Here is a 22,626-nt window from a genome sequence, read left to right as displayed (position 1 = left end):
TAACATCAAAAGATAGCCAGGATTTCAGGGTTAGAGATAGAGATTTTTCTCCAGCGAAAGTAGCTGAAGATTTTCTTTTTCTGTGAATATTATGAGTCCGTTTACGAACCTGCTATGGATATTGTCGTGTAATCGTCGGGAATAGCTGGTTTTCCGCCAACCCATGCTCTCCAGCTGTATCAAAATGTTTGAACATTTTATCCTGGCGCAGATCTGCATCCAGGAGTAATACTTTTTTACCAGCTTCAGCCAGCTCACTGGCTAACTGGATGATGACATGGTCCTGTTCAATAACCGGGGACGGACTGCAAATCATCGCACGATTATTGGCTGCATTTTCCAACTGGTATAGCAGGTTGGTACGTAACACCTTGAAACCTTCGCGATATTCCGGTGTCGTTTTTAATTCCTCAGCGCTGGCCACTTCTGCAAATACAGTAAGCCCGGTTTTATTTTCTGCTTCTTGTGAAGTGCATAGCACCTTTCGCATCATTTCACGAACAAACACTACTACAATTCCCAGCATCCCTCCCAGCATAACTGCCAATACGATAACAAGGGTGTATTTAGGGCTAACCGGATCATCGCTGGACACCGGATCACTGAGCACATGACGATCATTTAAAGCGATAGTTTTGGCCTTTTCCAATATATCGATATTGTTCTGGATTGCTTTCTGAGCCAATTTCAATTCATTCAACCGAGCACTTTATTACAGGAACGCCCTGTTCTTCAGCCAGCGCTATCTCCTGTTGTGTTGTAAACAATCTGATTTTCAATAACGCCAGTGATTTTTCAATAGAACTCACCAGTGTTTGATTACGTTGTTCAAAATAGTAATCAATGAGGCTATTTAATAATTTGATATTTTCCTGAGGATTCGATCCGCTCACCGTAATTTCAAGAATACCAGTACCTCTACCTTTTTCAGCAACCTGTAATAGGCCCTGAACGTCTTGTACCGCATTGGACGGAGGAGTATCGGATTGAGATTGCTTTGCTGCAATGAAACTATGAATAAAGCCAGGACTCCTCACCTGCTCTATGGCAATACTTGAGCTGATTGAAAGATCCTCCACATGTTCAATATCCAGCAAATTTAAAATCAGATTGCTTTGGCTGTGCTCAATTTTATTAATGCACTTGCCTGATAAACCGGCTTAACCGCAAAAAGGTAGCACAGGGCAAGGATGAACGAAGCCAGTGTAATACCAATAACTCAACGTCTACCTCGGAACAGGATCGCTGCGATCTCAGAAAGGGAGATCATATCGTCGTCCATGGCGTGTACAGCATTATGTTCGGAATATTTTGTCATTTGAATTTTATCATTCAGAGGAAAAGGAAGAAAAAGACAGACAGGGTCAGATACCGGGAAAAATCATGAAAGCTCGCACACGGCGAGGAGTTCAGACAAATATTGAGTGCTTATCGCTGCCTTTTTCGACTTACGTCTAAACTTGCTTTAAAGGTTTCTGCATTCTTCGCCAGACTAGCTGCTAAGGGTTTGGTTCGTTTTTGCTGTTGATCCTCAGCCTGAAACCAAACGACTACTGAACAACAACATACTTTTCCCGAATCACTTTCCGGAACTTCTCAGGCACCTGATCCCAAACAAAAAGATCGACCCGAAATGACAGGTTACTCTCTTCCAGCGCCTCCCTGAGTTCAGCTATCGCAATTGCCTGTTCCGGGCCGGAAAAGGCAACCATATCAAGATCTGATGCGAAGTGGGCCTTGCCATTAACTCTTGAGCCATAAGCCCAGACTTCGATATCTGGCAAATGTCTTTTCAGCAATGCCTGTAGCAGTAACAGTTCATCGTGTGTCAGGTCAAGGTGTTCCGGGGAATGATCGGTAGAGCAGTTCATAATCAGGGTTCCCCGCTCATGGTTTCGTATAAGGCAACCGCATCCTTAATAAAAGCACCCATTAAATCAAGCCCCAGGCAAAACAGCCCCATAGCGCAAGGCAAAATCCCGAATATTACGATAGACCGTTAACAACTCGCTGGCCAGCGGCAAGGCCCGGTTCAACGTCTCGGCATTCAGTTCACTGTCTTCCGGGTAGTCATGGGCAAAAGCGTTGCGCATCTCACGAAATAGAGGCCATTGGGCTGCATTATCAATCGCCCCTATTTTTTCCAGCCGGTTGAGCTTGTCGATAAAGGTGTTCAACGCCCCCTGCTCTCCCACCAAATCCAGCACCTGAGGAAAGAGTTTTGCGCCCATGGCATCCTGTAATTTACTGAACCGGGTGGCAAATTGATCCATGTACGCCACTTCAGCCGGGGCAAGGTTTTCAAACGCTTTGGCACTCAATGGCAACAGGCTTTTCACTTCGGCCATCACCCATTCAAGGCGCAAGGCATGACGGTCACAAATCCAGAGAGTGCGCCCGATAACATCTGTAATTTGTCGTTCGCTACCCATTCCTTTACCCTGCTCGGTTGCCATTCAATTGAATCCCGGTATTTCTGGCTTCATGGTGAATCGCTTCCCGGGGTTTTCCTCGTCGGTAGATGACCAGGTCAATTTTCTGGTCTCCGATGTGCTGCTTGATGGCTACCAGGCTGTGGAGTTTGGCATCAATAACTGCTTCCGGGCTTTGCAGGTCGGTTTCTATATAGAGGTCAATATCACCGCCACGCTGATTATCATCAACTCTGGAGCCAAAAAGCCAGATATCAGTTTTGGCACCAAAGTAGTGCTGGAGCATGTTGCAAATATGACCCGCCTGTTCGTTTGTGATTCTCAATGGTATTGACCTGCCATTATTCTTTATTAAACCAGAAGCACTCTGAAATTTTCAGGAATTATACCGCAGGCAGTACTTTCGTACTCGATCAGCAATATCCAGCAGAATGGGTGTAGCCTGCAACGTTTCAAGAAAAATAACCCTCAGCGCTTCCGGCTGGTATTCATGGGCAATGCTGTTACGCAATTCCCGGATTTCGATAAACCGCTGGGCATCCTCAATCAGCCCTTTTTTTTCTGCACGGTTGATTCTGTCCCTGACGGTGCCGACATCTTCCAAGTCAATGGTGTCGATCAGGCGAAATATTTTTTGTAACAGAATATCGTTAAAGCGGGCAAATCGTGCGGTGAGTGATTCGAATTTTTCCAGATCTTCCTGTTCCGGCATCTGGTCATTAGTCAGTAGTATGGCCTGACAGCGATCCAGCGACCATTTTAGCAGGGCTTCCATCTGGGCCATGGCCAACAGCTGCTGATCCAATAACAGGATTCTGTCGGTATTTTTTTCCCCTGCCTGTTGCTTTTTGCCTGACTCGTTAGTCATAGCCGGACGCCCTCTGCCAGCGCGATACGGGTGAATGGGTCAGTATCGTCTGCGGCAATCACCAGGTCAATTTTCTGCTCTCCGATAAGGTCGTAGAGTGCCAACCGTATACTTGTCCTGTCCTTCAAACCCAGTGTTTTTGACATGATAAGCAGGTCAATATCCCCTCCTTTTGCCTGGTCATTCGCCCTTGAGCCAAATAACCATATTTGCGCCTCAGGATCTGCCTGATATATCACCTTTCTAATGGCGTTTTGCTCTTCAGTCGTGAGTCTCAATATTGTTCGGCCTACTTAGATACGCTGTGGAAAGACAGTACAGGACTGTTATTTTGCATAGCCAATGCCGTTTAACCACTAAACATTTTCAGGTATGAAGTATGCTGAGTCATCTCGGAATCCATCGATGCGCTTACAACTATTAAGTAGTTGGCCAAATGGAATCGTATATTTCTGGCTAAGTGGGCAGTTACTATGCAAGGCGCAACGTAGGGAGCATAGCCGTAGCTATGTGACCGGAGTTGCAACGCCGCAGAGTGACTGCCCACTTAGTCAGAAATATATGATTTCATTTGGTTAACTACTTATTATTCAATAATACTGATATAACGATTCAAGGCCTCTTCCTGAGCGCTGGTCACCATTTCAATAAATTGCCCGTAGTCCTTTTGGGTATGCGCTTTATCCAGCGCCTCATAATAGGCCAGGCGGTTTTCTTTGCGGATAATGACCGGCAAGTAACCACTGCCCATCAAATCAAAGTTCATTAACAGCCGGGCGGCTCGGCCATTGCCATCCACAAAGGGATGAATACCGACAAAATCCACATGTAGCCGGGCAGACCGCTCCAGGGGGTGATAGCTCTGCTGCTGATACCATTCAACCAAATCATTCATCAGCTGCGGCAAGTGGTAATGGTCCGGAGGTGTATGCTCGGCACCAGCGATGACCACATTCTCCTGCCGGTAGCGACCTGCATTGCCATCATCTATATTTTTCAACACTAGCTGGTGAATAGTTTTTACCAGTCTTTCGCTGAATGGCTCATCCCTTTCTACTACCGACTCTACCCATTCAATAGCCTCACGGTGATTAATGGCCTCAAAATGCTCCCTAAGGGATTTACCGCCAACAGTAATACCCTCAAGCACAACCTTCGTTTCTTTCAGGGTCAGGGTATTGCCCTCAATGGCATTTGAGTGGTAGGTCCATTCTAATACCAGGGCCTCATGGAGTGACCGGACCGTTTCCTTCGGCAGAGGCCTTAAGGTATCAAGCTGTTGCTTAAGTGCATCAATCTGGTCAAAGCGGTTTGTGTTTTTCATTTGACCTCAAGGCCTGCCGGTTAAATCACCTTTCAGGACTAGTCTATCTTTTGCTGGTTACAACGCTCAATGCTTCAGGCTTGAAAATCTGGTGGAGAAGTCGCTCTACATTTCCAACTATATTGTGGAATTTTATAAGAAGGGCAGTAGAAAGAAAGATTAGCAGCCTTTTTATAAGCTGCTCAATCATATCAACCAACCGAAAAGTACGCTACCGCCCATCGACTTAAGCATATGCCGAAACAGCTGCGCGGAAAACAACCAATCTACTCGAGCAAAAGTTGCATCAGCGTAAAAATTTTTTATGCGGCTCCCTAACGTAATAAGGCCTGTTTAAGGCCTTATTGTTTTAGTAGCTTTACAAGAACGGGGATTCTACACGACAGCCACGAAGTAATCACGACCGGAAAAGCACTTATTCGTGATTTTTTTATGAGGTTCATGACCAAGGCACCGAATATCTGTGGATTGCCCACCTTCAGGCAAAACTACCGGTGGTTGCTCCTTCACTGGCAGCGCCAGAGCACCTGGTGTTTTTTATCTATCTCCTCACGAAAACTATCGGGAATACTGTGCCAGGCAAGTGCCTGGACAATAATGGGTATCTTGGAGTCCCGCAGGGCTAATAACAGTGTTGAGCAATCTATGATTATCTTGGTTAATCTGCTTTTTTATTGCCTTATTCAACGGTTGCTACTACCTTGTTTCTGCCACTGACGAAAACCAAGTTTGTGGCAAATTGGGTACAAAAAGACTAGGCGACCCCGTCGGGACACGTTACAGCCCGACGTTAATCCCTACAGAAGAGCTGCGTAAGACTTACTCCGGTAAGTGGTGGCGTTGACGATGTAGATAAACCCAGATAATCGTAGGTTTTTAGTAACGGAAAGTGCACAACCAAATCCAGGTCGCTGGTGTCATGATTAGTTCCCTTGACCCGGCTACCTTAAGCCCAGATTTCAGTGCCCGGGGCAAATATCTATTCAGCAATAGTGCAGATTGCCTTGCGATCCTTATCCCTGAGGTCAATCATTGTATCTATTGTCATAAGTTTTCCTGAATTTGTCGCCTCAAGGTCACCGTAAGCTCGAGTTTTGAGCCTATTCTCAGGGTCGACATTAAGCTCAGGAACTCCGGCCTCATGTATTGTGCCTATCACCCTTCGACAAGCTCAGGATGAACGGAGATCGAACTCAAAATGTCGAAATTATTTCGGGACAATTCCTTACCCCCCCTTTCCATGAGTTTCAGATGGAACCACGAAGGACACAAAGAGCACGAAGGGAAAGAAAATCTCTTCGTGCTCTTCGTGACCTTCGTGGTTCCGTCTTTGACTTCCCGAGGAAGGGAGTAGGCGCTTAATATCTACCGTAAGAGAGCCTATGGAACATAACGAACCAGTATACCCTCAAGCCCTAACTCTTTCTTGATGGTAACCTTTAGCTGCTGAAGTTCATCCGGCCTTGCTTCCGGCCCTATGTAGACCCGATAAAAAACCTTGCCTGTCTCTGTAGAAATTTTCTTCTGAAAAGCACTATACCCTTTAGTCTTCAGCTGTTTTTCCAGGTTGCGGGCATTGTTTTTATCCGCAAAGGTTGCCAACTGGAGAGACCAGGCTTTCAGATGCCCTGATTCGTCCACACCTGTGGCTTTTTCAGTACGATCACTTTCTGGCTCGAGCACAGTTTCAGTGGAAGAAGGCACCACTTCAACAACATCCGGGGGAATATCCAGCTGGTCGACAAATGCAGGCACTGGGGGGGATTCAAGCTTAGGGGCCGCAGGGGAAGGTTTGGAGGTGACCAGAGGATGAGTCTCCCCTCCCCTGAACAGTGCGGGCGCAAGAATGATCAATAAGGCCAGCAATACCACAGCACCTATTAGTCTTTGCTTAAGTCCCTCGCCCAAGATACGCTCCGTAATGATAGATAAACAGTATTCATCCCTGCAAAGATGGCGGGAAGTCAATTACAGGTCAATGCCTGAAACTCATTGCATCTTAAGCGAATTCCAACTAAACCTACAACAATTAAGCGCGCAATACCGAAGGGACTTATCAGTATGGCTGAACCATTATACGAAACTGATTTTTACAGCTGGACACAGCAACAGGCAGAACTTATTCGTCAGGGCAGACTGGGAGAACTGGATTTGGACAATATCCTTGAGGAAATTGAAAGCATGGGCAGAAGCGAATACCGGCAGTTGAGTCACCGGCTGGATATTCTGCTCATGCATTTGCTGAAGTGGGCTTATCAACCTGATCACAGGAGCAGTAGCTGGCAGGGGTCTATCGAAGAGCAGCGATTTCGCATTCGGAAATTGATGAAAGAAAACCCTGGGCTAAATCCAAAGATTAATGCTGCGATGGTCGATGCCTATCCAGCGGCACGGATTTCTGCCTTTAAGGAAACCGGCATCAGCAAGGAACATTTTCCAGACTCATGCCCATGGACCTACGAACAGATTATGAATGAACAATTCTGGCCTGATATTTGAGTAATTTGTGGGGATGCCTAACGGGCCTGGTGAATGTGGAGCTGCCTGTTTTGACTCGGTATTGTGTGCCTTTCGTGAAACCTTTATTGTCCATGGGGCCTGTTGCATTCCGTCGGGGACCGTGGAAGGCGAACTCAGCACACCATTTCAATGAATTTCAGATGAACAATCTCCGTTCACCCTGAGCGTCCTTCGACCCAGCTCAGGATGCACGGTCGAAGGGTGATTGGCACAGTCTTTATTCAGGGCATGGTGTTTACGCCCTTCGACTCCGCTCAGGACGAACGGAGTTTGGAAGTCATAGAGAGGGAGTCCAGCAATTACACTGAAACCGTGTACTCAGTGACTACTGGTCAAGGCAGCAGATACCGTCATAAATGATCCGGTAACCAGCACTCTATCTCCAGAAATTGAGTTTGCCAGGGCATGATGCAATGCTTCAGCAACATGCTGATAGCGATTAACTGAATACCCTCGATCAACCAGCCTCTTTGCCAGCTCTTGTTCAGGCAGTGCCCTTGGAGACTCAAATTGGGCAACGTACCACTCATCAACATTGCCACTTAAGCAGTCAACAACCGCCATATAATCCTTATCTTTACACATGGCCAACACTGCTCGTGTCTTACCTTCTGCCGGAGATTCATCCAGACGCTGCTTGAGCATTTGTGCTGCCTGAGGATTGTGGGCAACATCCAGCACCACATCGATAGACTCTCCTGATTCATTTTCCATCATCAGCTTCTGGAACCGTCCGGTAACCGATACCTCTGCCAAGCCTTCTCGAATAGCTTCAATAGCGATAGGCTCTGGCAAAAATTGCAGCGCTTGCAATGCCGTCGCGGCATTATCAATCACCACATTGGGAACGGGGAGGTTGTCCAGCTGTTGATTTTCACTACCTGACCAGTGCCATGTATTACCCGATCTTGCCAGGGTAAACGCCTCTCCTCTGCTATACAGGGCACTGCCAAGACGTTCAGCCATGTCAGTGATTGCCTGCGGCACTGGCTGATCACCAAAAATCGCAGGTTTACTGGCACGGAATATTCCTGACTTCTCTTTGGCAATCGCTTCAATGCTAAAGCCAAGGTATTCCTGATGATCGAGCGCCACCGTGGTAATTACCGACACATCGGGGTCAATCACATTGGTAGCATCCAGTCGTCCACCCAGGCCGACTTCCATCAGCGCCACATCCACTTCCGCCCTTTTAAAGCAGTCCACGGCAGCCAGGGTGGCAAATTCAAAATAGGTTAGCCATGTCGTTTTTCGACCTTCATTTATCGTCTCAAAAGCATCACATAGCCAGTCATCACTGACTTGTTCGCCATTAATGCGTATTCTTTCGTTAAACTTGAGAAAATGAGGTGATGTAAATAGACCTACCTTGTAACCGGCAGCCAGCAAAATAGCTTCAAGAACAGCCAGCGTCGAGCCTTTGCCATTGGTGCCCCCCACGGTGATAATGAACGGCGCGGGTTTGAGCAAATCCAGCCGGTCACCCACCAGCCTAATCCGGTCCAGCCCAAAATCGATTTCATGCTCCGGACGAGTTTCTTCCATCCAGGTTAACCACTGTGCAAGGCTTTTTTCTTTCTTTTCAAACGAGGACAACGTCACATCTCCAGACGTATGCATTCCCACGCAGAGCGACGGTGTTGCGAAAGGCCTTAAAAAGAAGTGAACCACAAAGACACGGAGGCACAAAGAAAGCCATTTTGTTTGCTGAGCGTAGCTCAGGCAAGCCCAAAAAAACTTTGTGTCTTTGTGCCTTTGTGGTTCAAGGCTTTTATAACTTTTGCAACACCCTCAGAGCGCGGGAACAAAATATAGAGAAAAGGCCGGAGAGAAAAAACCAGCCTTAGGTTGGCTTAGGCAACTTCTACTGTATCAGCAAGCTCCACATCAGCATCCGGCCTGCCCTGCATTTTCCGGCAAAGCCTGGCGATAGTGGATCGCAAATCAGAACGGGAAACGATCATATCAATAGCACCGTGATCCAGCAGGAATTCACTGCGCTGAAAGCCTTCCGGCAGCTTTTCCCGGACGGTCTGTTCAATCACCCTGGGACCGGCAAAACCAATCAGGGCTCCAGGCTCAGCCATATTGATATCACCGAGCATGGCCAGACTGGCAGAAACACCGCCGTACACCGGGTCAGTCATCACAGAGATATAAGGAATACCCGCCTGGCGCATTCTTTCCAGGGCCGCACTGGTTTTCGCCATCTGCATCAGAGAAAACAGGGCTTCCTGCATTCGGGCACCGCCACTGGCTGAAAAACAGATCAGCGGCATCTTCTCTGCCAGACATAACTCGGCAGCACGGGCAAACTTTTCCCCGACCACCGACCCCATGGAGCCACCCATAAAAGAAAACTCAAAGGCAACGGCCGCGACCGGAATGTCCTCGACGGTACCCCGCATGGCCACCAGGGCATCTTTTTCGCCGGTCTGCTTTTGCGCCGTTGCCAGTCGGTCACGGTACTTTTTAGTGTCGCGAAACTTCAGCCGGTCATTGGGCTCAAGGTCAGCAAACAGCTCTGCCTTTCCTTCCTTATCAAGAAAGTAATCCAGTCGCGTGCGGGCACTGATTCGCATATGATGCTGGCACTTGGGACAAACACCCAGGTTTCTATCCAGCTCGGGGCGATAGAGAAAGGCCTCACACTTCACACACTTGCGCCAAAGCCCTTCTGGCACATTACTGCTTTTCTGCACAATAGCAGCGCGTGATAACGATGGAATCAGTTTATCGACTAACCAGTTGCTCATTCATTCGTCCTGTCATCGTCCATAGCTGAGCGCATTTCGGCAATTCGGCTGGCAACGCGGTCAATGGAGGCCTGTCCCTCATTGCCATACTGAGCCAGCTCAGATACCAGCACACTGCCCGCAATAACGCCGTCTGCCATTCGCCCAATGGCGGCAGCCGAGGCACCATCACGGATACCAAAGCCAACACACACCGGAACGTCAGCAAAACGCCGGATATGGTTGACCCGCTCTTCAACTTCTGCCGTATTCAAGGTTGCCGCACCGGTTACCCCTTTCAGGGATACATAATAGAGATAACCACTGGCAACCCGGCAGATCTTGGCAATTCGTTCATCGGATGTGGTCGGGGTAATCAGGTTGATCATATCAATACCACGGTTATGCAGCATATCCAGTAAATCACCCGCGGCTTCCGGTGGCAGATCCACCATCAGCACACCATCAACACCCGCCTGACTGGCCAACTCAACAAACCGCTGGTAGCCCATGATCTCTACCGGATTGAGATAGCCCATCAGGACAATCGGTGTGTCATTATCCCTTTCCCGGAATTCAGAAACCATTGCAAAAACGTCATGCAATGTAACACCTTGTGATACCGCCCGCTCATGGGCCTGGGCAATCACCGGACCATCCGCCACCGGGTCCGAGAACGGAAAGCCCAGCTCAATCATATCCGCCCCATGGTCCACCAGCTGATGCATGACCTCGACGGTCTTGCCCGGAGGGTCACCGGCAAGAATGTAGGGTATCAGTGCTTTACGTTCACGCCCCTGCAAGGTTACAAAGCGGGCTTTGATTCTGTTTATTTCACGACTCATGCTGTGCCCACCTTATACTTCGAGGCCATCAATAGCGGCAACGGTATGAATATCCTTATCACCACGACCAGACAGATTACAGATAATGATCTGGTCCTGGTCCATCGTGGGTGCCAGTTTATCAACCCAGGCCAGGGCATGGGCGCTTTCCAGCGCTGGCATAATACCTTCCAGACGGGTCAGCTGGCGGAATGCCGCAAGAGCTTCTTCATCCGTTGCCGCCGGGTATTGTGCACGGCCGATATCTTTCAGGTAGCTATGTTCTGGCCCAACCCCTGGATAATCCAATCCGGCCGACACAGAGTGGCTCTCAATAATCTGGCCATGTTCGTTGGTCATCAGATAGGTTCTTGCGCCCTGCAAAACGCCCGGGCGACCGGAACTCATCCGGGCCGCATGCTTATCGGTATCAACACCGAGCCCTGCCGCTTCAACACCGTACAGCTTAACGGCTTTATCCTGGATAAATTCGTGGAACAGCCCCATGGCATTGGAACCACCACCCACACAGGCAACCAGGGCATCCGGCAGGCAGCCTTCTTTTTCCAGAATCTGCCGACGGGCTTCCCGGCCAATAATACTCTGCAGATTACGCACCATTTCAGGATAGGGTGACGGGCCACAAACTGTGCCCAGCAGGTAGAAGGTGTCTTCAGGGCGTGCTACCCAATCCCTGAGTGCTTCATTAATGGCGTCTTTCAGCGTCTGGGAACCGGTTTCTACCGGCACCACGGTGGCTCCCAACAGTTTCATGCGATAGACGTTCAATGCCTGACGTTTTACGTCCTTGGCCCCCATATAAACGACACACTCCAACCCAAGACGGGCGGCCACCGTCGCCGAGGCGACACCGTGCTGACCGGCACCGGTTTCGGCAATAATCCGGGTTTTCCCCATATGTTTGGCCAGCAGTGCCTGACCAACCGCGTGGTTGATTTTGTGGGCACCGGTATGATTGAGGTCTTCACGCTTCAGGTAGATCTTCGCGCCACCCAGCGCCCGGGTCCATCGCTCAGCAAAATAGAGCGGTGAAGGACGGCCGACAAAGTCAGCCAGGTCACGATCAAAATCTTCCTGAAAGGTCTTGTCCTGCCAGAGTTCACGCCAGGTGCGATCAAGGTCTTCCAGCGCACCCATCAGGGTTTCGGCCACGAAACGTCCACCGTAACGGCCAAAATGCCCCATTAAATCCGGTTGATCGTACTTGTGTTCTTCAGAAGCAAGAACGGGGGACTCAGAAATTTCTTGATCGACCATCATCTTCCTGCCGCCTTGATAAAGGCTGTGATTTTATCGTGATCCTTAATGCCAGGCTGACTCTCTACGCCACTGCTGACATCAACTCCATAGGGTCGAACCCTGTTCACTGCCTGAGCGATATTATCAGGACTCAGCCCTCCGGCCAGCACCATCGGTTTATTCAGCTCACGGGGTATCAAATCCCAGTCAAAAGACTCACCGGTGCCACCCACCTCCCCGGGCTTATAACTGTCCAGCAGGTAGCCACAGGCACTGGTATAGGGAGCCACCATGTCAGCCACAGCAATATCCGGACGAACACGGAAGGCCTTCATATAACGTAGCCCCCAGCGGGCGCACTCGGCTTCCGGTTCATTGCCATGAAATTGCAGAAGTGAAAGAGGAACCGCGTCCAGAACCGATTGAATCAGCTCATCAGAGGCGTCCACAAACAGCCCAACCACCGAGACCAACGGCGGCAGAGCCCGGACAATCTCCACGGCCTGCTCAACCGTGACGCAACGACGGCTTTTGCGGTAAAACACCAGACCGACAGCATCCGCCCCGCTGTCAGCAGCGATCAGACCATCGTCAACACGGGTAATTCCGCAGATTTTTATACGAGGAGATACTTCCATTTCCCGGTGTTCTCTTTCCCACGCCCTGCGTCTGGAGATTACCACACAGAGCCAACCACAGGGTAAGGGCTTGAAGGTGCTTTCACACTGTACTGCCGAAGATCAATGCGAAAGAATAGGCAACCCCTGAGCGATCGTTGATCTTATCAGAACATTTCGGGAATTACTGCATCTGGCACATCATTTCAATGAGTTTCATGTGTACAATCTCCGTTCACCCTGAGCGGAGTCGAAGGGTGATTGGCACGGTCTTTACGGTTGGTTCACAGTCCACACCCTTCGACAGGATGAACGTGGTTCTGCAGCTCAGTAAGTTCTCCGCTACAGGACGAACAGAGTTTTCAGGTCAATAGAGAGGAACCCACCCATTGCACGGAAAACGTATGCCAGCTCTGGAAAAACCGCCGATTTAAAGCGGAATTAATGGCGCAATAAAATGCGGGTTCGATTCACTGGCCGGCAACCCAAACACCTTATCGTATCCCGCATCGACAAAATAAAGCCCACAGGGCGAAGCGGTTACCCCACCCTGGGCACGATCCCGGGCATCCAGCACCTCTTTTGCCCAGCCAGGCTCACGTTTGCCGCAACCCACCGCCATCAACACCCCGGCAAAATTACGAATCATATGATGCAAAAACGCATTGGCCTGCACATCAATAACAATCAGTGGTCCGTGGCGGGAAATATCCAGCCGGGTCACATTTCTGACCGGGTTCTTTGCCTGACACTGAATCGCACGATAAGAGGTAAAATCATGTTCGCCCACCAGGCACTCTGCCGCCGCCTTCATGCGCTCAACATCCAGCGGCCGATAGTTCCAGGTCACCCCTTTGCAGAGATGTGCTGGCCGAATGGGATGGTTATAAATCACGTAACGATAACGTCGCCACAGGGCAGAAAAGCGGGCATGAAAATCATCAGAAACCGGCTTCACCCAGTTTACGGCCACGTCATCCGGCAAATTGGCATTAGCGCCATAAGCCCAGCCCCGCTCGGTACGAACGGCATCCGTATCGAAATGAATAATCTGGTTACAGCCATGAACCCGGGCATCGGTTCTTCCTGCACAGACAACGGCAACAGGATGGTTAGCCACTTTTGACAGCGCAGCTTCTACCGCAGCCTGCACAGTGGGCAAACCGGTCTTGAGAACCTGCCAACCAAAAAAACGGGAGCCATCGTATTGAACACTGGCAGCATAACGGGGCATGAAAGAAAAACACCTATAGAAAAAAGTCAGACGCAGGTTTTAAGCAGGAGTGCTTACAGGTAGATTACCACCAAGAGGTGCTACCGGGTTAGTAATACCAATTCAGTCTTCTAACCATGATTACGATCAAGCCATTTTGGACAGCTGGGCAAGGCGGAATGACAAGTAATTTTTGAATTTGAACCACAAAGGCACAGAGACACAAAGAAAAGATTTCTTTTTTCTTCCTTTGCCGTGAAAAATATTTTGCTCAACCATTTTTCATCCCTGAGGGTGGCGCAAAATATTTTCACGCGCCATGGGCATTTGTGTCTTTGTGCCTTTGTGGTGAAAGTCTTTTAACTAACTCGTTGCCACGGTGGGAATGCATACCGAACCACTCCGCAAATTCTAATTTTCCTTTACCCACTCCTGTCAGCCATTGAACACCGGCACTCTCCCCAACATGGAGAGAAAATGAAACGCAGCGGTTAACACCCCGAACGCCACGGTCAAATAAATCATCACTGAGCCTCCCGGTGCTTTATAGCCTGTGTCCTGCTCAAGTCTTTTACGGGATTTATGCACCAGCAATGCCGGAATAATGCAAGCCCATACCGTTGCAGCAGCGCCAGCGTAGCCAATGGCAATCACAAAGCCAAAGGGAAACAACAGCGACAGCAGCAGAGGGGGGATAAAGGTCACCAGCCAGCTTTTCGTGCGCCCTGTGCTGGTATCCTCAAACCCGAAAAGGTCTGCCAGAAAATCAAATAAACCAAGACCCACGCCAACAAATGAAGAGATAATGGCCGCCATTGAGAAAACATTGAGGGCACTGGTCACGTTTTGGGAGACAGTCGCTGAGCCCAGGGCGTTTAACAGCACATCCACATTCCCGTCCTGTGCAATCACAGCACCAAAATCAGAGCGAAGCAAGTTGCCAAAAATGCTGATCAGCCAAAACACATAGAGCGCAAGGGCGATGGAGGTACCACCGAGAATGGCATATCCGGCCTTGCTCTCGTCACCATAATAGGCCCGTATGGACGACACCGAGTGATGATAACCAAAGGAAGTGAGGGCCACAGGCAGCATGGCCATGGCATAAGGGGCATAACGGTCATCTGTACCGAGTGAGTCAAACAGAACGGCCATATCCACACTGGCAGCCAAGCCAGAAACCCCATAGGTAAAACTCAATACCATCAGTGTGACCAGGAACACAGAGATACGGTCAACGGCCCGTGTGGAGTGCCAGATCAGGGCAGAAAAAAGAAGTACAAATATAATGGCAGCGATTTTGCTGTTCAGGCCCAGCAGCTTATGAAAAACAAGTCCTGAAGACGTGATGTAGGCATAGAGAAGGATACCGGCAACGAAGTAAACGGTAATATTGTTGATAACGTTAACTTTTCTCCCCAACAGGTCCCGGGTAACGCTGTTAAAGGAGACTTTCAGGTCATAGTGTTTGAATGCCTCCAGTAACATCCAGCCGGAGACGGTCATGACCAGCATGGTAATAATAATGGTCAGAATCGACCAGAACGTCCAGGCACCAGCCCCGGCAATTGGCAGCCCCAGCATTCCGGCCCCGACACAGACACTGGCAATGATACAGGCACCGCCAAACAGGGACGGGTCTCTGTTGTCGGTTGGCAGCGGATCAGGCCGTCCCGAATCAATCAGCGTTTTGCTGGCAGTTGAACTCTTACTCACTTTACTTTTCTGAGGTTTTAAATGGTATGTCGAATTGTGGCTATAACCTCGTTGATCTCGTCGGCTGTATTGTAGATATGGGGCGAAAGTCGCATGCCCATGGACCGGACATCAAACTGCACCCGGGCTGACTTCAGCGCTTGTGACACCTGCGCCTGGTTAGCAAAGTCAAGCACCAGGGTTCCCCCCCTGTTCTCTGCCTCCAGGGGAGTGACGACACTGCTCTGAGGAACACTTTCCATGATGCTCCGGGTCAGCGCCAGGTTATGTGTCCGGATCTGCCCCACGCCAATTTCATTCAGTGTGCGAATGCCGCTGGTAGCGACAATATAGGGCAGAACCGAGGGCGTCCCGCCCCAGAATCGCGAGGCATTGTCGGCATATTGAAAGTGTTTAATGTTAAATTCAAAAGGGTTCTGATGGGAAAACCAACCCACATCCATGGGGTTCAGATGATCAAGAATCTCATCATTAATCCACAGAAATCCGGCACCAGGGCCACCGCACAGCCATTTCACGCAGGAACCCAGAACCACATCGGTCTGCCATATGGCCAGGTCTATCGGTACCACCCCGGCGGACTGGGAAATGTCCACAATGGCAAGGATTTCCCGTTCTCTGGCCAGAGCCGTGATTGCGGCCACGGGCGTCAGTCGGCCAGTATTATAGTGGGCATGAGCCACCAGGACGGCGCACACATCGCCGGTCATGAAATCGGACCATTGATCAATGTCCAGCGGATTCACCGACTTAGGCATAAAGCGCACCCGGTACCCGGCACGCTCAGCCTGCTGCATCACAAACCCCATGGATGGAAAGTCATTTTCTGTCAGCAACAGGGTGTTTCGCGGGCCCGGTTCAGGCAGGCTCATCAGTAACTTGGACAATCCGCTGGACAGATTCACCTGGGGACAGAACTGATCCTCCCTGCCATTCAACAGGGTGGCCAACTCGCCACGGAATTGATCAAACACCGTCATCCAGTCACCCCAGGCATCCGGTTCACCCTGTTCCCACGCTGCAAAAAAGTGACGTTCAACCGCACTTCGGGTGGTAACCGGCAAACGCCCGACAGAGTGGTTTAACAGATAGATACCCTGTGCCGGAGCAAACCGCTGGTTATGCATGGCTCCCTCCGGCAACAGTGGTTAACGAACAGAGCAGGGTTTGCACGTCCTGGTAACGGGTTGCAATATCGTCCCTGTCGGCCGCAGTGCGCAGGTCGTGGAGTTTTTTCAGCGCCGCGATCAATACCTGCAGTGGCGGCCCGCTGGCGGTTATATCCTGTTTTTCACTCAGGGCGTTGTCGCTGGCGGGCTTGACGACGAAGTGTTTTACCAATTGTTCATGGTGCTGAATGGCCGTTTTTCCATGGGCTTCGCAAACGGCGAGAAACTCACCGAGGTTATCCTGATACCACTGTTCGTGATGGCTGGATTGCGGGGTCGCCAGGAATTCATCCATCAGACTCCTGCGACGCATGCAGTCCCGCAACAATAACTGATCTTCCGGGCGCATAAACAGAAACTTGTCCACCAACAGTTGCGAATAATATGGGTCATCCGCCCGACAGACACCCAGTAGCAGATCGATCACATTAATTCCGGCAAAATCCCCCGCATTGGCCCCACGGTATTCGTTTCTGCCTACCCGGTGAGTTTTGTAATAGGGGCGCACACAATAAAAGAAACGATCGACGTCTAACACATTAAACAGGGCAGTGTTGTTGTCAAAAACGTCATCCAGTGCCTGGCGGGCGGCCACGAAAAGATCCCGGGTGACTGGGTGGGAGATGCCCAGCGGCAGGCTGTGCAACAGGGCTTCAGAGGCCCTGATATAGGCAAACACGCCCCGGGTATTGTAATCCAGAAAACACCGTTCATCCTCCAGTGACGTGAAGGTTCTGTAAACCCCGTCAATGGCTTTGTTGTGGGTTTCGAGATGGGCGGAGGCAAATCGGGGGTGCACGCCCAGGGATGCCCCCAGTTGCATTGCCAATGCTGATGCATCCTTCAGGGAGGTGTCTGAGGCATTCATAATACCGGGCAGTTCATGTCGGCGGCAGGCAGCAAGGAAGAAACCGACATTTCCCAGCAGATCGAAACCATTGTCAAAACCTTCATCGGTATTGCCTTCACGCAGTAACTGGCGGATAAAATCATTACCCTGCCGAACAAGCTCGCTTTTCAAGTGACAACCAATACCCTGCACAATTTCCCTGTGTTCCCGGGCAAAATAAAGATGCTCAAGTTCAGTATTTAAGGCTTTGAACTCATTTCTGATCCACCGATCAAAACGTTGCGATAACGCTGTTCCCACCAGATTTCTCCGAGGTTGCTAACCACTGTTCTGTTCCATTATAGATATTAACTGACCGTTGTAGACATTAACTCAGTATACGGACAGTCTATGAAAGTTAGTTGCAGGTCTTATCTTTTGACTATTACAAACAAAGGGCGAATCATTCGATTCGCCCATGTTAAAAACGAAAGCCCGTTTAAAATTAAGCCCCAATCACCCCACCATCATCTCTGGTAATCAGCACAGTACTCGACCGCGGCCGTGTTTTTCCATCACTGGCCGGAAAGCTGATGGCCGGATGCTGGATATTAACCCACATGGCTTTGCCATCGGGCGTGGTGGTCACACTGGTGGTTTCACGCCCTCTCGGCCCAGTCAGAAAGTATTTCACTTCCGCAGTGGCCGGATCGCAGCAGAGCATCTGATTGGTGCCCATATTGATGTTGCCAGTGGGTAAACCGGTTTTCTTACGGTAGAGATTAAGCATCTATCGATTTAAGTGGCTACTGTTCTGTGTTTGAACAACAAAGGCTCATCACCCGCTGCTGAAGCACTCTTATCCTTTGGTTCCGTCTGTTGATCTCTGCTGTATAATCCTTTAAGTTGCGCCAATTGACTCAGGCGGGATTATTCCTGATCTGTTCGTCAGGGCTCCCGCTCACAGTGGTTGTCAAACCAAGGCGTTCCGCAGCCATTCCGGCACCGGAAAAGGCTGCTTTTGCTGTATAGTCCAGCCCTTTTCCCACCAGGTACCCGACACCTCCACCAACCACGACCAAGCCTGTGCCAGACAGGATTCGGTTCAAAGCACCAGGATGACTCGCACGTATGGCCGCTTCTTCTTCTGGCGGCCCCAGTACCAGTAATGGACTTGTGAGGGCACTACTGCAACCCAGGCCACAGAGCGCTCCTGAGTAGGTACACGCCTGGACAATATGAGAATCCTGCTGAATAAAGGGAGTGATACCAAGGTGATCCATATACGTGGATACGGTATCACGAATTTTCACAGCCGCTTGCCAGAAGGCGGTACAACCGTGATAGGCCCCTTGTCCGAGGAGGTTTCCCAAAACGCCAGAAGCGCCCACATATAAGGCGCGATTCAGAAAATTGTCGTCGACCCTGATGCGGGATGTAAGATAGCCGAAAGCCAGCCCTGTCATGGTACCAGCCAAAGCCAGAGTATCCTTCATTACAGAGGTAGAAATAATAACGTTGGTCGTTGAGCCTGTACCAGAGTTGATATCCATTGTTAAGTCCCTCTCAGATATAAGAATGTGACGTTTTACGTAAGGCGATCATGTAGATGCTCAAGCCAGGAAAAAGTTCCTGCTGGCAGGCATTACAGGGTTTTGTGCGCAAACAGGGGACTGTCTACCTGTTCAGCGACCAGTGGTTATCGATCTAAGGCATTCAGCCGCCATTCTGGCACCGGAAAAGGCTGCTTTTGCCGTATAGTCCAGCGCTTTTCCCACCAGATATCCGACACCGGCACCGAGCATGACCGAGCCTGGGCCAGACTTGATTCGGTCCATAACATCAGGAGGAGGCCAGCAAGGAGGAGGCTCATAATTGCGGCCCCAGTGCGCACGTCTTTCCATTTCTATTGACTCTTCTGATCGAATCAGTAACGGAGCTTCGAGGGCACGACTGTAACGCAGGCTATACAACGCTCCAGCGTAGGTAAATGCCTGGACAATATGAGAATCCTGACTGAAGGGGGTAATACCAAGGTTATTCATATACGTGGATACGGTAGCACGAATGACCTCAGTGCCTTTCCAGAAGGCGGTACAACCGTAACAGGCACTTTGTGCGATGAGGAATCCAGCAGTGCCACAAGCGCCCACATATAAGCCACGATTCAGAAAATTGTCTTTGCGCGAGACGGCAGATACAAAAGAGCCAAAAGCAAGCCCTGACAGGGTACCTGCCATAGACAAAGTATCCTTGATTACAGAGGTAGAAATAACAACGTTGGTCGTCGAACCTGCACCTGAATTGGTATTCAACGTTAAGCCGCTATCCTGGGCAATATGAGAATCCTGACTGGTGGGGGTAATATCAGGGTTATTGATATACGTGGATACGGTATCACGAATTGCCACAGCAGCCTGCCAGAAGGCTCTACAACCGTGACAGGCACTTTGTGCGATGAGGTGTCCCGCAACGCCACAAGCGCCCACATATAAGGCGCGATTCAGAAAACTGTCGTCGTCCGGGAGGCGGGTTACAAGAAAGCCGAAAGCAAGCCCTGACAGGGTACCTGCCAAGGTCAGGGCATCCTTCGCTACAGAGGAAGAAATAACAACATTGGTCGTCGAACCTGCGCCTGAGTTGATATTCATAGTTAAGCCGCTATCGGATGGAAGAATCTGACGTTTAACGTGAGGTAACCCTGTAGATGCCCAAGCCAGCAAAAAGTTCCTGCTGGCAGGTAATAAAGGCCTTTTTCAGCACCGCCGGTCGAAGACAAGGAGGCGAATCAGTGGACTCGCCCTGCTTTTTACGAAACGCGATTCAATTAAGTTCCAATCACCCCACCATCATCCCTGGTAATCAGCACAGTACTCGACCGGGGCCGTGTAATTCCATCACTGGCCGGAAAGCTGATGGCCGGATGCTGGATATTAACCCACATGGCTTTGCCATCGGGCGTGGTGGTCACACCGGTGATTTCACACCCTCTCGGGCCTGTCAGAAAGCGTTTTACTTCTGCGGTGACCGGATCGCAGCAGAGCATCTGATTGGTGCCCATATTGCTGTTGCGTTCCTCATCGTCACCGTAATCGGTCTGAATCCAGAGGCGGCCCTGATAGTCAAACCAGATACCATCCGGCGAAGAGAAAATATCACCCTTGATATCTCCCACGAAGTGTTCAGGTACCGGACTGCCATCCGCCAGTGTCGCGCCAGGGCGGTCACCGGCCAGCAGAAACATCTCCCAGTTGAAATGGGTGGCCGTGGGATCAGCGTTTGCCTCGGTAAAACGAACAATCTGACCATGGCGGTTATCTTCCCGGGGATTGGCGGCATTGGTTTGCTGATCCTCTTTTTGGCCCCGGTGCTTATTATTGGTCAGCGTGACATAGACTTCCCGGGTCTGCGGATGCACGGCAACCCACTCCGGACGGTCCATGGTCGTGGCTCCCAGAATGTCTGCGGCCCGGCGGGCGTGTACCAGCACATCGGCCTGACTGGTAAAGCCATTGCGACGGGTCAGGCCGTTGTGGCCAAACACCAGTGGCCGCCACTCACCACGGCCATCATCATGGAACACCGCCACATAAAGAGTGCCATGATCCAGAATATCCCGGTTGGCCGCTGGATTACCGGGTTTATAGGCCTGATCCGGCACAAACTTATACACGTATTCGCCGCGGGTATCATCGCCAAAATAGAATGCCATACGACCATCATCACCCAGCGAAAGTGTTGAACACTCTCTGACCAGTCGCCCCATGGAGGTGCGCTTCTTTGGAGTGCTGTCCGGTGAAAAAGGGTCAATTTCCACTACCCAGCCGAAACGGTTGGGTTCGTTCACATAACCGCCATGAGGGGCATGGTGGTCAGGGGTCGCATTAAAACGGGGTTCCACTGATTCCCAGGCATAGTTTTTACTGTTCTTATCCTGGGCCACACCATACCGCTGGTGGGCAGGACGTTGTGCATAGTCTTCTGCATCACGGTTAACAAAGTAGTTCTTCCAGTTCTCTTCACAGGTGAGATAAGTCCCCCAGGGTGTTACGCCCATGGCGCAGTTATTCAAAGTGCCGAGCACCTCAAGCCCAGCAGGGTCTGCCACGGTTTTCAGAAAATCAGTACCGGCCACTTCGCCGGTCAGATCCATGGGGGTAAACCCGGTGATCCTGCGGTTATAGCGGGAATCCTTGACTTGCTGCCAGTGACCATCGGACTGCTTGCGAACTTCGATAATACTGACACCGTGGGCCGCCATCTCCTTTTTCACTTCATGCGCCGGGCGCTGTTTAAATCCCTGCGGGTTTTCAGTGATGGTCAGACCGTTGGGGTGCAGCGTAGGATTAATGTACTCATGATTCATGACCAGCAGGCCATGGTCGTCCGGCTGGTCCGCAAATGGGAAGAACCAGATCCCATCGTGATTCTGGCCTGCCTGCTTCATCTGCTCCCGCCAGCTGTTGCTGCCATCTGGCCGCCAGGGTCTCGCACCTTTCTCTACCGGGTCACCCCATGAAAAAAAGACGCTGGCCGTATAGCCTTCAGGCACATTGATGGCATCGAACATGGGGTCCTGCTCAATGGGAATGGGCTTGAATCCGATGTCCGCCCGCCGCAGGTTTCCAGCAGCACTGCCACCCAGACCATTATGACTCTGCCCGGTCGTGCCCATACAGCCAGCCAGAAAGCCGGCCATGGCCAGACCCAGGCCGCCTTTCATAAAGTTCCGCCGACTTTTTTCTACCACGTCATCCAGGGTACTGTTGCCAGAGAAATTATCTGGCTGATCATCCAGCGACTCCAGCTGTTCATGAAAATCACGATGGTTCTGTAACTTTGAAGATCCAGCTTCCATGATTATCCCTCATCGTTATGTAAACGCATTTTTATTAAACAGTTATTTGCAAAGACAGGTTAGGTGATCGCTGTTACAGTTTTGTTGCGCAATCCGGTTAGGAATTGTCCCGAAATAATTTCGACATTTTGAACTTGATCTCCGTTCATCCTGAGTGCTGAGCTTGTCGAAGTATCGAAGGGTGATTGGCACAATACATGAGGCCGGAGTTCACGCCCTTCGACAGGCTCAGGACGAACGTAGTTTTGAAACTCAGAAATG

General features: G+C 50.3%; 24 protein-coding genes and 1 pseudogene. 1 reads left to right on the top strand and 24 read right to left on the bottom strand.

The features are described from left to right. Positions 1-112 precede the first annotated feature (112 nt). The 11 genes and pseudogenes from CX664_RS12940 to CX664_RS12895 all read right to left on the bottom strand — a co-directional run bounded on the left by CX664_RS12940 (position 113) and on the right by CX664_RS12895 (position 6,532). Positions 113-700: a GNVR domain-containing protein gene (locus tag CX664_RS12940; RefSeq protein ID WP_101747127.1), complete on the bottom strand. Its 588-nt coding sequence runs from the start codon at positions 698-700 to the stop codon at positions 113-115. Further along, a complete protein-coding gene (locus CX664_RS12935) occupies positions 693-1,097 on the bottom strand; it encodes a hypothetical protein (protein ID WP_101747126.1) in 405 nt (134 codons plus the stop codon). The genes CX664_RS12940 and CX664_RS12935 overlap by 8 nt, the downstream gene beginning before the upstream one ends. An 8-nt stretch (positions 1,098-1,105) precedes the next feature. Further along, positions 1,106-1,210, bottom strand: coding sequence for a hypothetical protein (locus CX664_RS28145; RefSeq protein WP_420810357.1), 105 nt, complete (start codon positions 1,208-1,210; stop codon positions 1,106-1,108). 340 nt (positions 1,211-1,550) lie between these two features. Continuing rightward, positions 1,551-1,871, bottom strand: a complete 321-nt coding sequence (locus CX664_RS12930) for a nucleotidyltransferase family protein (RefSeq protein WP_101747125.1) — start codon at positions 1,869-1,871, stop codon at positions 1,551-1,553. 66 nt (positions 1,872-1,937) lie between these two features. Continuing rightward, a complete protein-coding gene (locus CX664_RS12925) occupies positions 1,938-2,456 on the bottom strand; it encodes a hypothetical protein (protein ID WP_206679321.1) in 519 nt (172 codons plus the stop codon). Continuing rightward, complete coding sequence (locus CX664_RS12920; protein WP_206679322.1) at positions 2,437-2,757, bottom strand: nucleotidyltransferase domain-containing protein; 321 nt, start codon at positions 2,755-2,757, stop codon at positions 2,437-2,439. Before CX664_RS12920 ends, CX664_RS12925 begins: the two co-directional genes overlap by 20 nt. A gap of 51 nt (positions 2,758-2,808) precedes the next feature. After that, positions 2,809-3,300, bottom strand: a complete 492-nt coding sequence (locus tag CX664_RS12915; RefSeq protein ID WP_101747123.1) for a hypothetical protein — start codon at positions 3,298-3,300, stop codon at positions 2,809-2,811. After that, positions 3,297-3,578, bottom strand: coding sequence for a nucleotidyltransferase family protein (locus CX664_RS12910; protein WP_101747122.1), 282 nt, complete (start codon positions 3,576-3,578; stop codon positions 3,297-3,299). The genes CX664_RS12915 and CX664_RS12910 overlap by 4 nt, the downstream gene beginning before the upstream one ends. Before the next feature lie 308 nt (positions 3,579-3,886). Beyond that, positions 3,887-4,624, bottom strand: a complete 738-nt coding sequence (locus CX664_RS12905; protein ID WP_101747121.1) for a Fic family protein — start codon at positions 4,622-4,624, stop codon at positions 3,887-3,889. Between the two features lie 790 nt (positions 4,625-5,414). After that, positions 5,415-5,564, bottom strand: a pseudogene (locus CX664_RS28140) (hypothetical protein); the annotation flags it as partial. A 440-nt stretch (positions 5,565-6,004) separates the two neighbouring features. Beyond that, positions 6,005-6,532 (bottom strand): SPOR domain-containing protein, encoded by a 528-nt coding sequence (locus CX664_RS12895; protein WP_180966485.1) that lies wholly within the window; start codon positions 6,530-6,532, stop codon positions 6,005-6,007. A 153-nt stretch (positions 6,533-6,685) separates the two neighbouring features. Between CX664_RS12895 and CX664_RS12890 the strand changes: the two genes are divergently transcribed. Continuing rightward, positions 6,686-7,123: a DUF29 domain-containing protein gene (locus tag CX664_RS12890; RefSeq protein ID WP_101747118.1), complete on the top strand. Its 438-nt coding sequence runs from the start codon at positions 6,686-6,688 to the stop codon at positions 7,121-7,123. A 339-nt stretch (positions 7,124-7,462) separates the two neighbouring features. Here the strand turns inward: CX664_RS12890 and folC are convergent, their stop codons facing one another. From folC to CX664_RS12825, 13 genes are all read right to left on the bottom strand, one after another. Then, a complete protein-coding gene (gene folC / locus CX664_RS12885; protein WP_206679323.1) occupies positions 7,463-8,740 on the bottom strand; it encodes a bifunctional tetrahydrofolate synthase/dihydrofolate synthase in 1,278 nt (425 codons plus the stop codon). A 257-nt stretch (positions 8,741-8,997) separates the two neighbouring features. Then, positions 8,998-9,900, bottom strand: a complete 903-nt coding sequence (gene accD / locus CX664_RS12880) for an acetyl-CoA carboxylase, carboxyltransferase subunit beta (RefSeq protein WP_101747116.1) — start codon at positions 9,898-9,900, stop codon at positions 8,998-9,000. After that, on the bottom strand, positions 9,897-10,712 hold the full coding sequence (trpA, locus tag CX664_RS12875; RefSeq protein ID WP_101747141.1) for a tryptophan synthase subunit alpha: 816 nt from the start codon (positions 10,710-10,712) through the stop codon (positions 9,897-9,899). Before trpA ends, accD begins: the two co-directional genes overlap by 4 nt. A 24-nt stretch (positions 10,713-10,736) precedes the next feature. Beyond that, positions 10,737-11,909 (bottom strand): tryptophan synthase subunit beta, encoded by a 1,173-nt coding sequence (gene trpB, locus CX664_RS12870; RefSeq protein ID WP_101747140.1) that lies wholly within the window; start codon positions 11,907-11,909, stop codon positions 10,737-10,739. 71 nt (positions 11,910-11,980) lie between these two features. Then, positions 11,981-12,601, bottom strand: a complete 621-nt coding sequence (locus tag CX664_RS12865; protein WP_101747115.1) for a phosphoribosylanthranilate isomerase — start codon at positions 12,599-12,601, stop codon at positions 11,981-11,983. Positions 12,602-13,010: 409 nt separating this feature from the next. Continuing rightward, on the bottom strand, positions 13,011-13,814 hold the full coding sequence (truA, locus tag CX664_RS12860) for a tRNA pseudouridine(38-40) synthase TruA (protein WP_101747114.1): 804 nt from the start codon (positions 13,812-13,814) through the stop codon (positions 13,011-13,013). Positions 13,815-14,228: 414 nt separating this feature from the next. Then, positions 14,229-15,509 carry an aromatic amino acid transporter gene (locus CX664_RS12855; RefSeq protein ID WP_206679324.1) on the bottom strand — a complete coding sequence of 427 codons (1,281 nt, stop codon included), beginning with the start codon at positions 15,507-15,509 and terminating at the stop codon, positions 14,229-14,231. 17 nt (positions 15,510-15,526) lie between these two features. After that, positions 15,527-16,636: an aminotransferase class V-fold PLP-dependent enzyme gene (locus CX664_RS12850; RefSeq protein WP_101747113.1), complete on the bottom strand. Its 1,110-nt coding sequence runs from the start codon at positions 16,634-16,636 to the stop codon at positions 15,527-15,529. Next, positions 16,629-17,828: a PrnB family protein gene (locus CX664_RS12845; protein WP_174783918.1), complete on the bottom strand. Its 1,200-nt coding sequence runs from the start codon at positions 17,826-17,828 to the stop codon at positions 16,629-16,631. The genes CX664_RS12850 and CX664_RS12845 overlap by 8 nt, the downstream gene beginning before the upstream one ends. Positions 17,829-18,012: 184 nt before the next feature. Beyond that, positions 18,013-18,297, bottom strand: coding sequence for an alkaline phosphatase PhoX (locus tag CX664_RS12840; protein ID WP_241693402.1), 285 nt, complete (start codon positions 18,295-18,297; stop codon positions 18,013-18,015). A gap of 130 nt (positions 18,298-18,427) precedes the next feature. Beyond that, entirely contained in the window at positions 18,428-19,060 is a 633-nt protein-coding gene (locus CX664_RS12835) for a hypothetical protein (protein WP_101747111.1), read from the bottom strand. A gap of 132 nt (positions 19,061-19,192) precedes the next feature. Beyond that, a complete protein-coding gene (locus CX664_RS12830) occupies positions 19,193-20,158 on the bottom strand; it encodes a hypothetical protein (protein WP_101747110.1) in 966 nt (321 codons plus the stop codon). A gap of 176 nt (positions 20,159-20,334) precedes the next feature. Beyond that, positions 20,335-22,365, bottom strand: a complete 2,031-nt coding sequence (locus tag CX664_RS12825; RefSeq protein WP_101747109.1) for a PhoX family protein — start codon at positions 22,363-22,365, stop codon at positions 20,335-20,337. Positions 22,366-22,626 lie beyond the last annotated feature (261 nt).

This window comes from Endozoicomonas acroporae (genome assembly GCF_002864045.1).
In the GTDB taxonomy this organism is placed as follows: domain Bacteria; phylum Pseudomonadota; class Gammaproteobacteria; order Pseudomonadales; family Endozoicomonadaceae; genus Endozoicomonas; species Endozoicomonas acroporae.
Note: the sequence above shows the minus strand (reverse complement) of the source record. Positions and strands in the feature narration are given on the sequence as shown.

Bases quoted from the DNA above. Each gene is read 5' to 3' on its own strand.
- CX664_RS12830 (WP_101747110.1), bottom strand. From the start codon at position 20,158: ATGAATATCAACTCAGGCGCAGGTTCGACGACCAATGTTGTTATTTCT.
- accD (WP_101747116.1), bottom strand. From the start codon at position 9,900: ATGAGCAACTGGTTAGTCGATAAACTGATTCCATCGTTATCACGCGCT.
- CX664_RS12930 (WP_101747125.1), bottom strand. From the start codon at position 1,871: ATGAACTGCTCTACCGATCATTCCCCGGAACACCTTGACCTGACACAC.
- truA (WP_101747114.1), bottom strand. From the start codon at position 13,814: ATGCCCCGTTATGCTGCCAGTGTTCAATACGATGGCTCCCGTTTTTTT.
- CX664_RS12905 (WP_101747121.1), bottom strand. From the start codon at position 4,624: ATGAAAAACACAAACCGCTTTGACCAGATTGATGCACTTAAGCAACAG.
- CX664_RS12835 (WP_101747111.1), bottom strand. From the start codon at position 19,060: ATGGATATCAACTCTGGTACAGGCTCAACGACCAACGTTATTATTTCT.
- CX664_RS12840 (WP_241693402.1), bottom strand. From the start codon at position 18,297: ATGCTTAATCTCTACCGTAAGAAAACCGGTTTACCCACTGGCAACATC.
- CX664_RS12850 (WP_101747113.1), bottom strand. From the start codon at position 16,636: ATGCATAACCAGCGGTTTGCTCCGGCACAGGGTATCTATCTGTTAAAC.
- CX664_RS12890 (WP_101747118.1), top strand. From the start codon at position 6,686: ATGGCTGAACCATTATACGAAACTGATTTTTACAGCTGGACACAGCAA.
- CX664_RS12925 (WP_206679321.1), bottom strand. From the start codon at position 2,456: ATGGCAACCGAGCAGGGTAAAGGAATGGGTAGCGAACGACAAATTACA.
- trpB (WP_101747140.1), bottom strand. From the start codon at position 11,909: ATGGGGCATTTTGGCCGTTACGGTGGACGTTTCGTGGCCGAAACCCTG.
- CX664_RS12825 (WP_101747109.1), bottom strand. From the start codon at position 22,365: ATGGAAGCTGGATCTTCAAAGTTACAGAACCATCGTGATTTTCATGAA.
- CX664_RS12915 (WP_101747123.1), bottom strand. From the start codon at position 3,300: ATGACTAACGAGTCAGGCAAAAAGCAACAGGCAGGGGAAAAAAATACC.
- CX664_RS12865 (WP_101747115.1), bottom strand. From the start codon at position 12,601: ATGGAAGTATCTCCTCGTATAAAAATCTGCGGAATTACCCGTGTTGAC.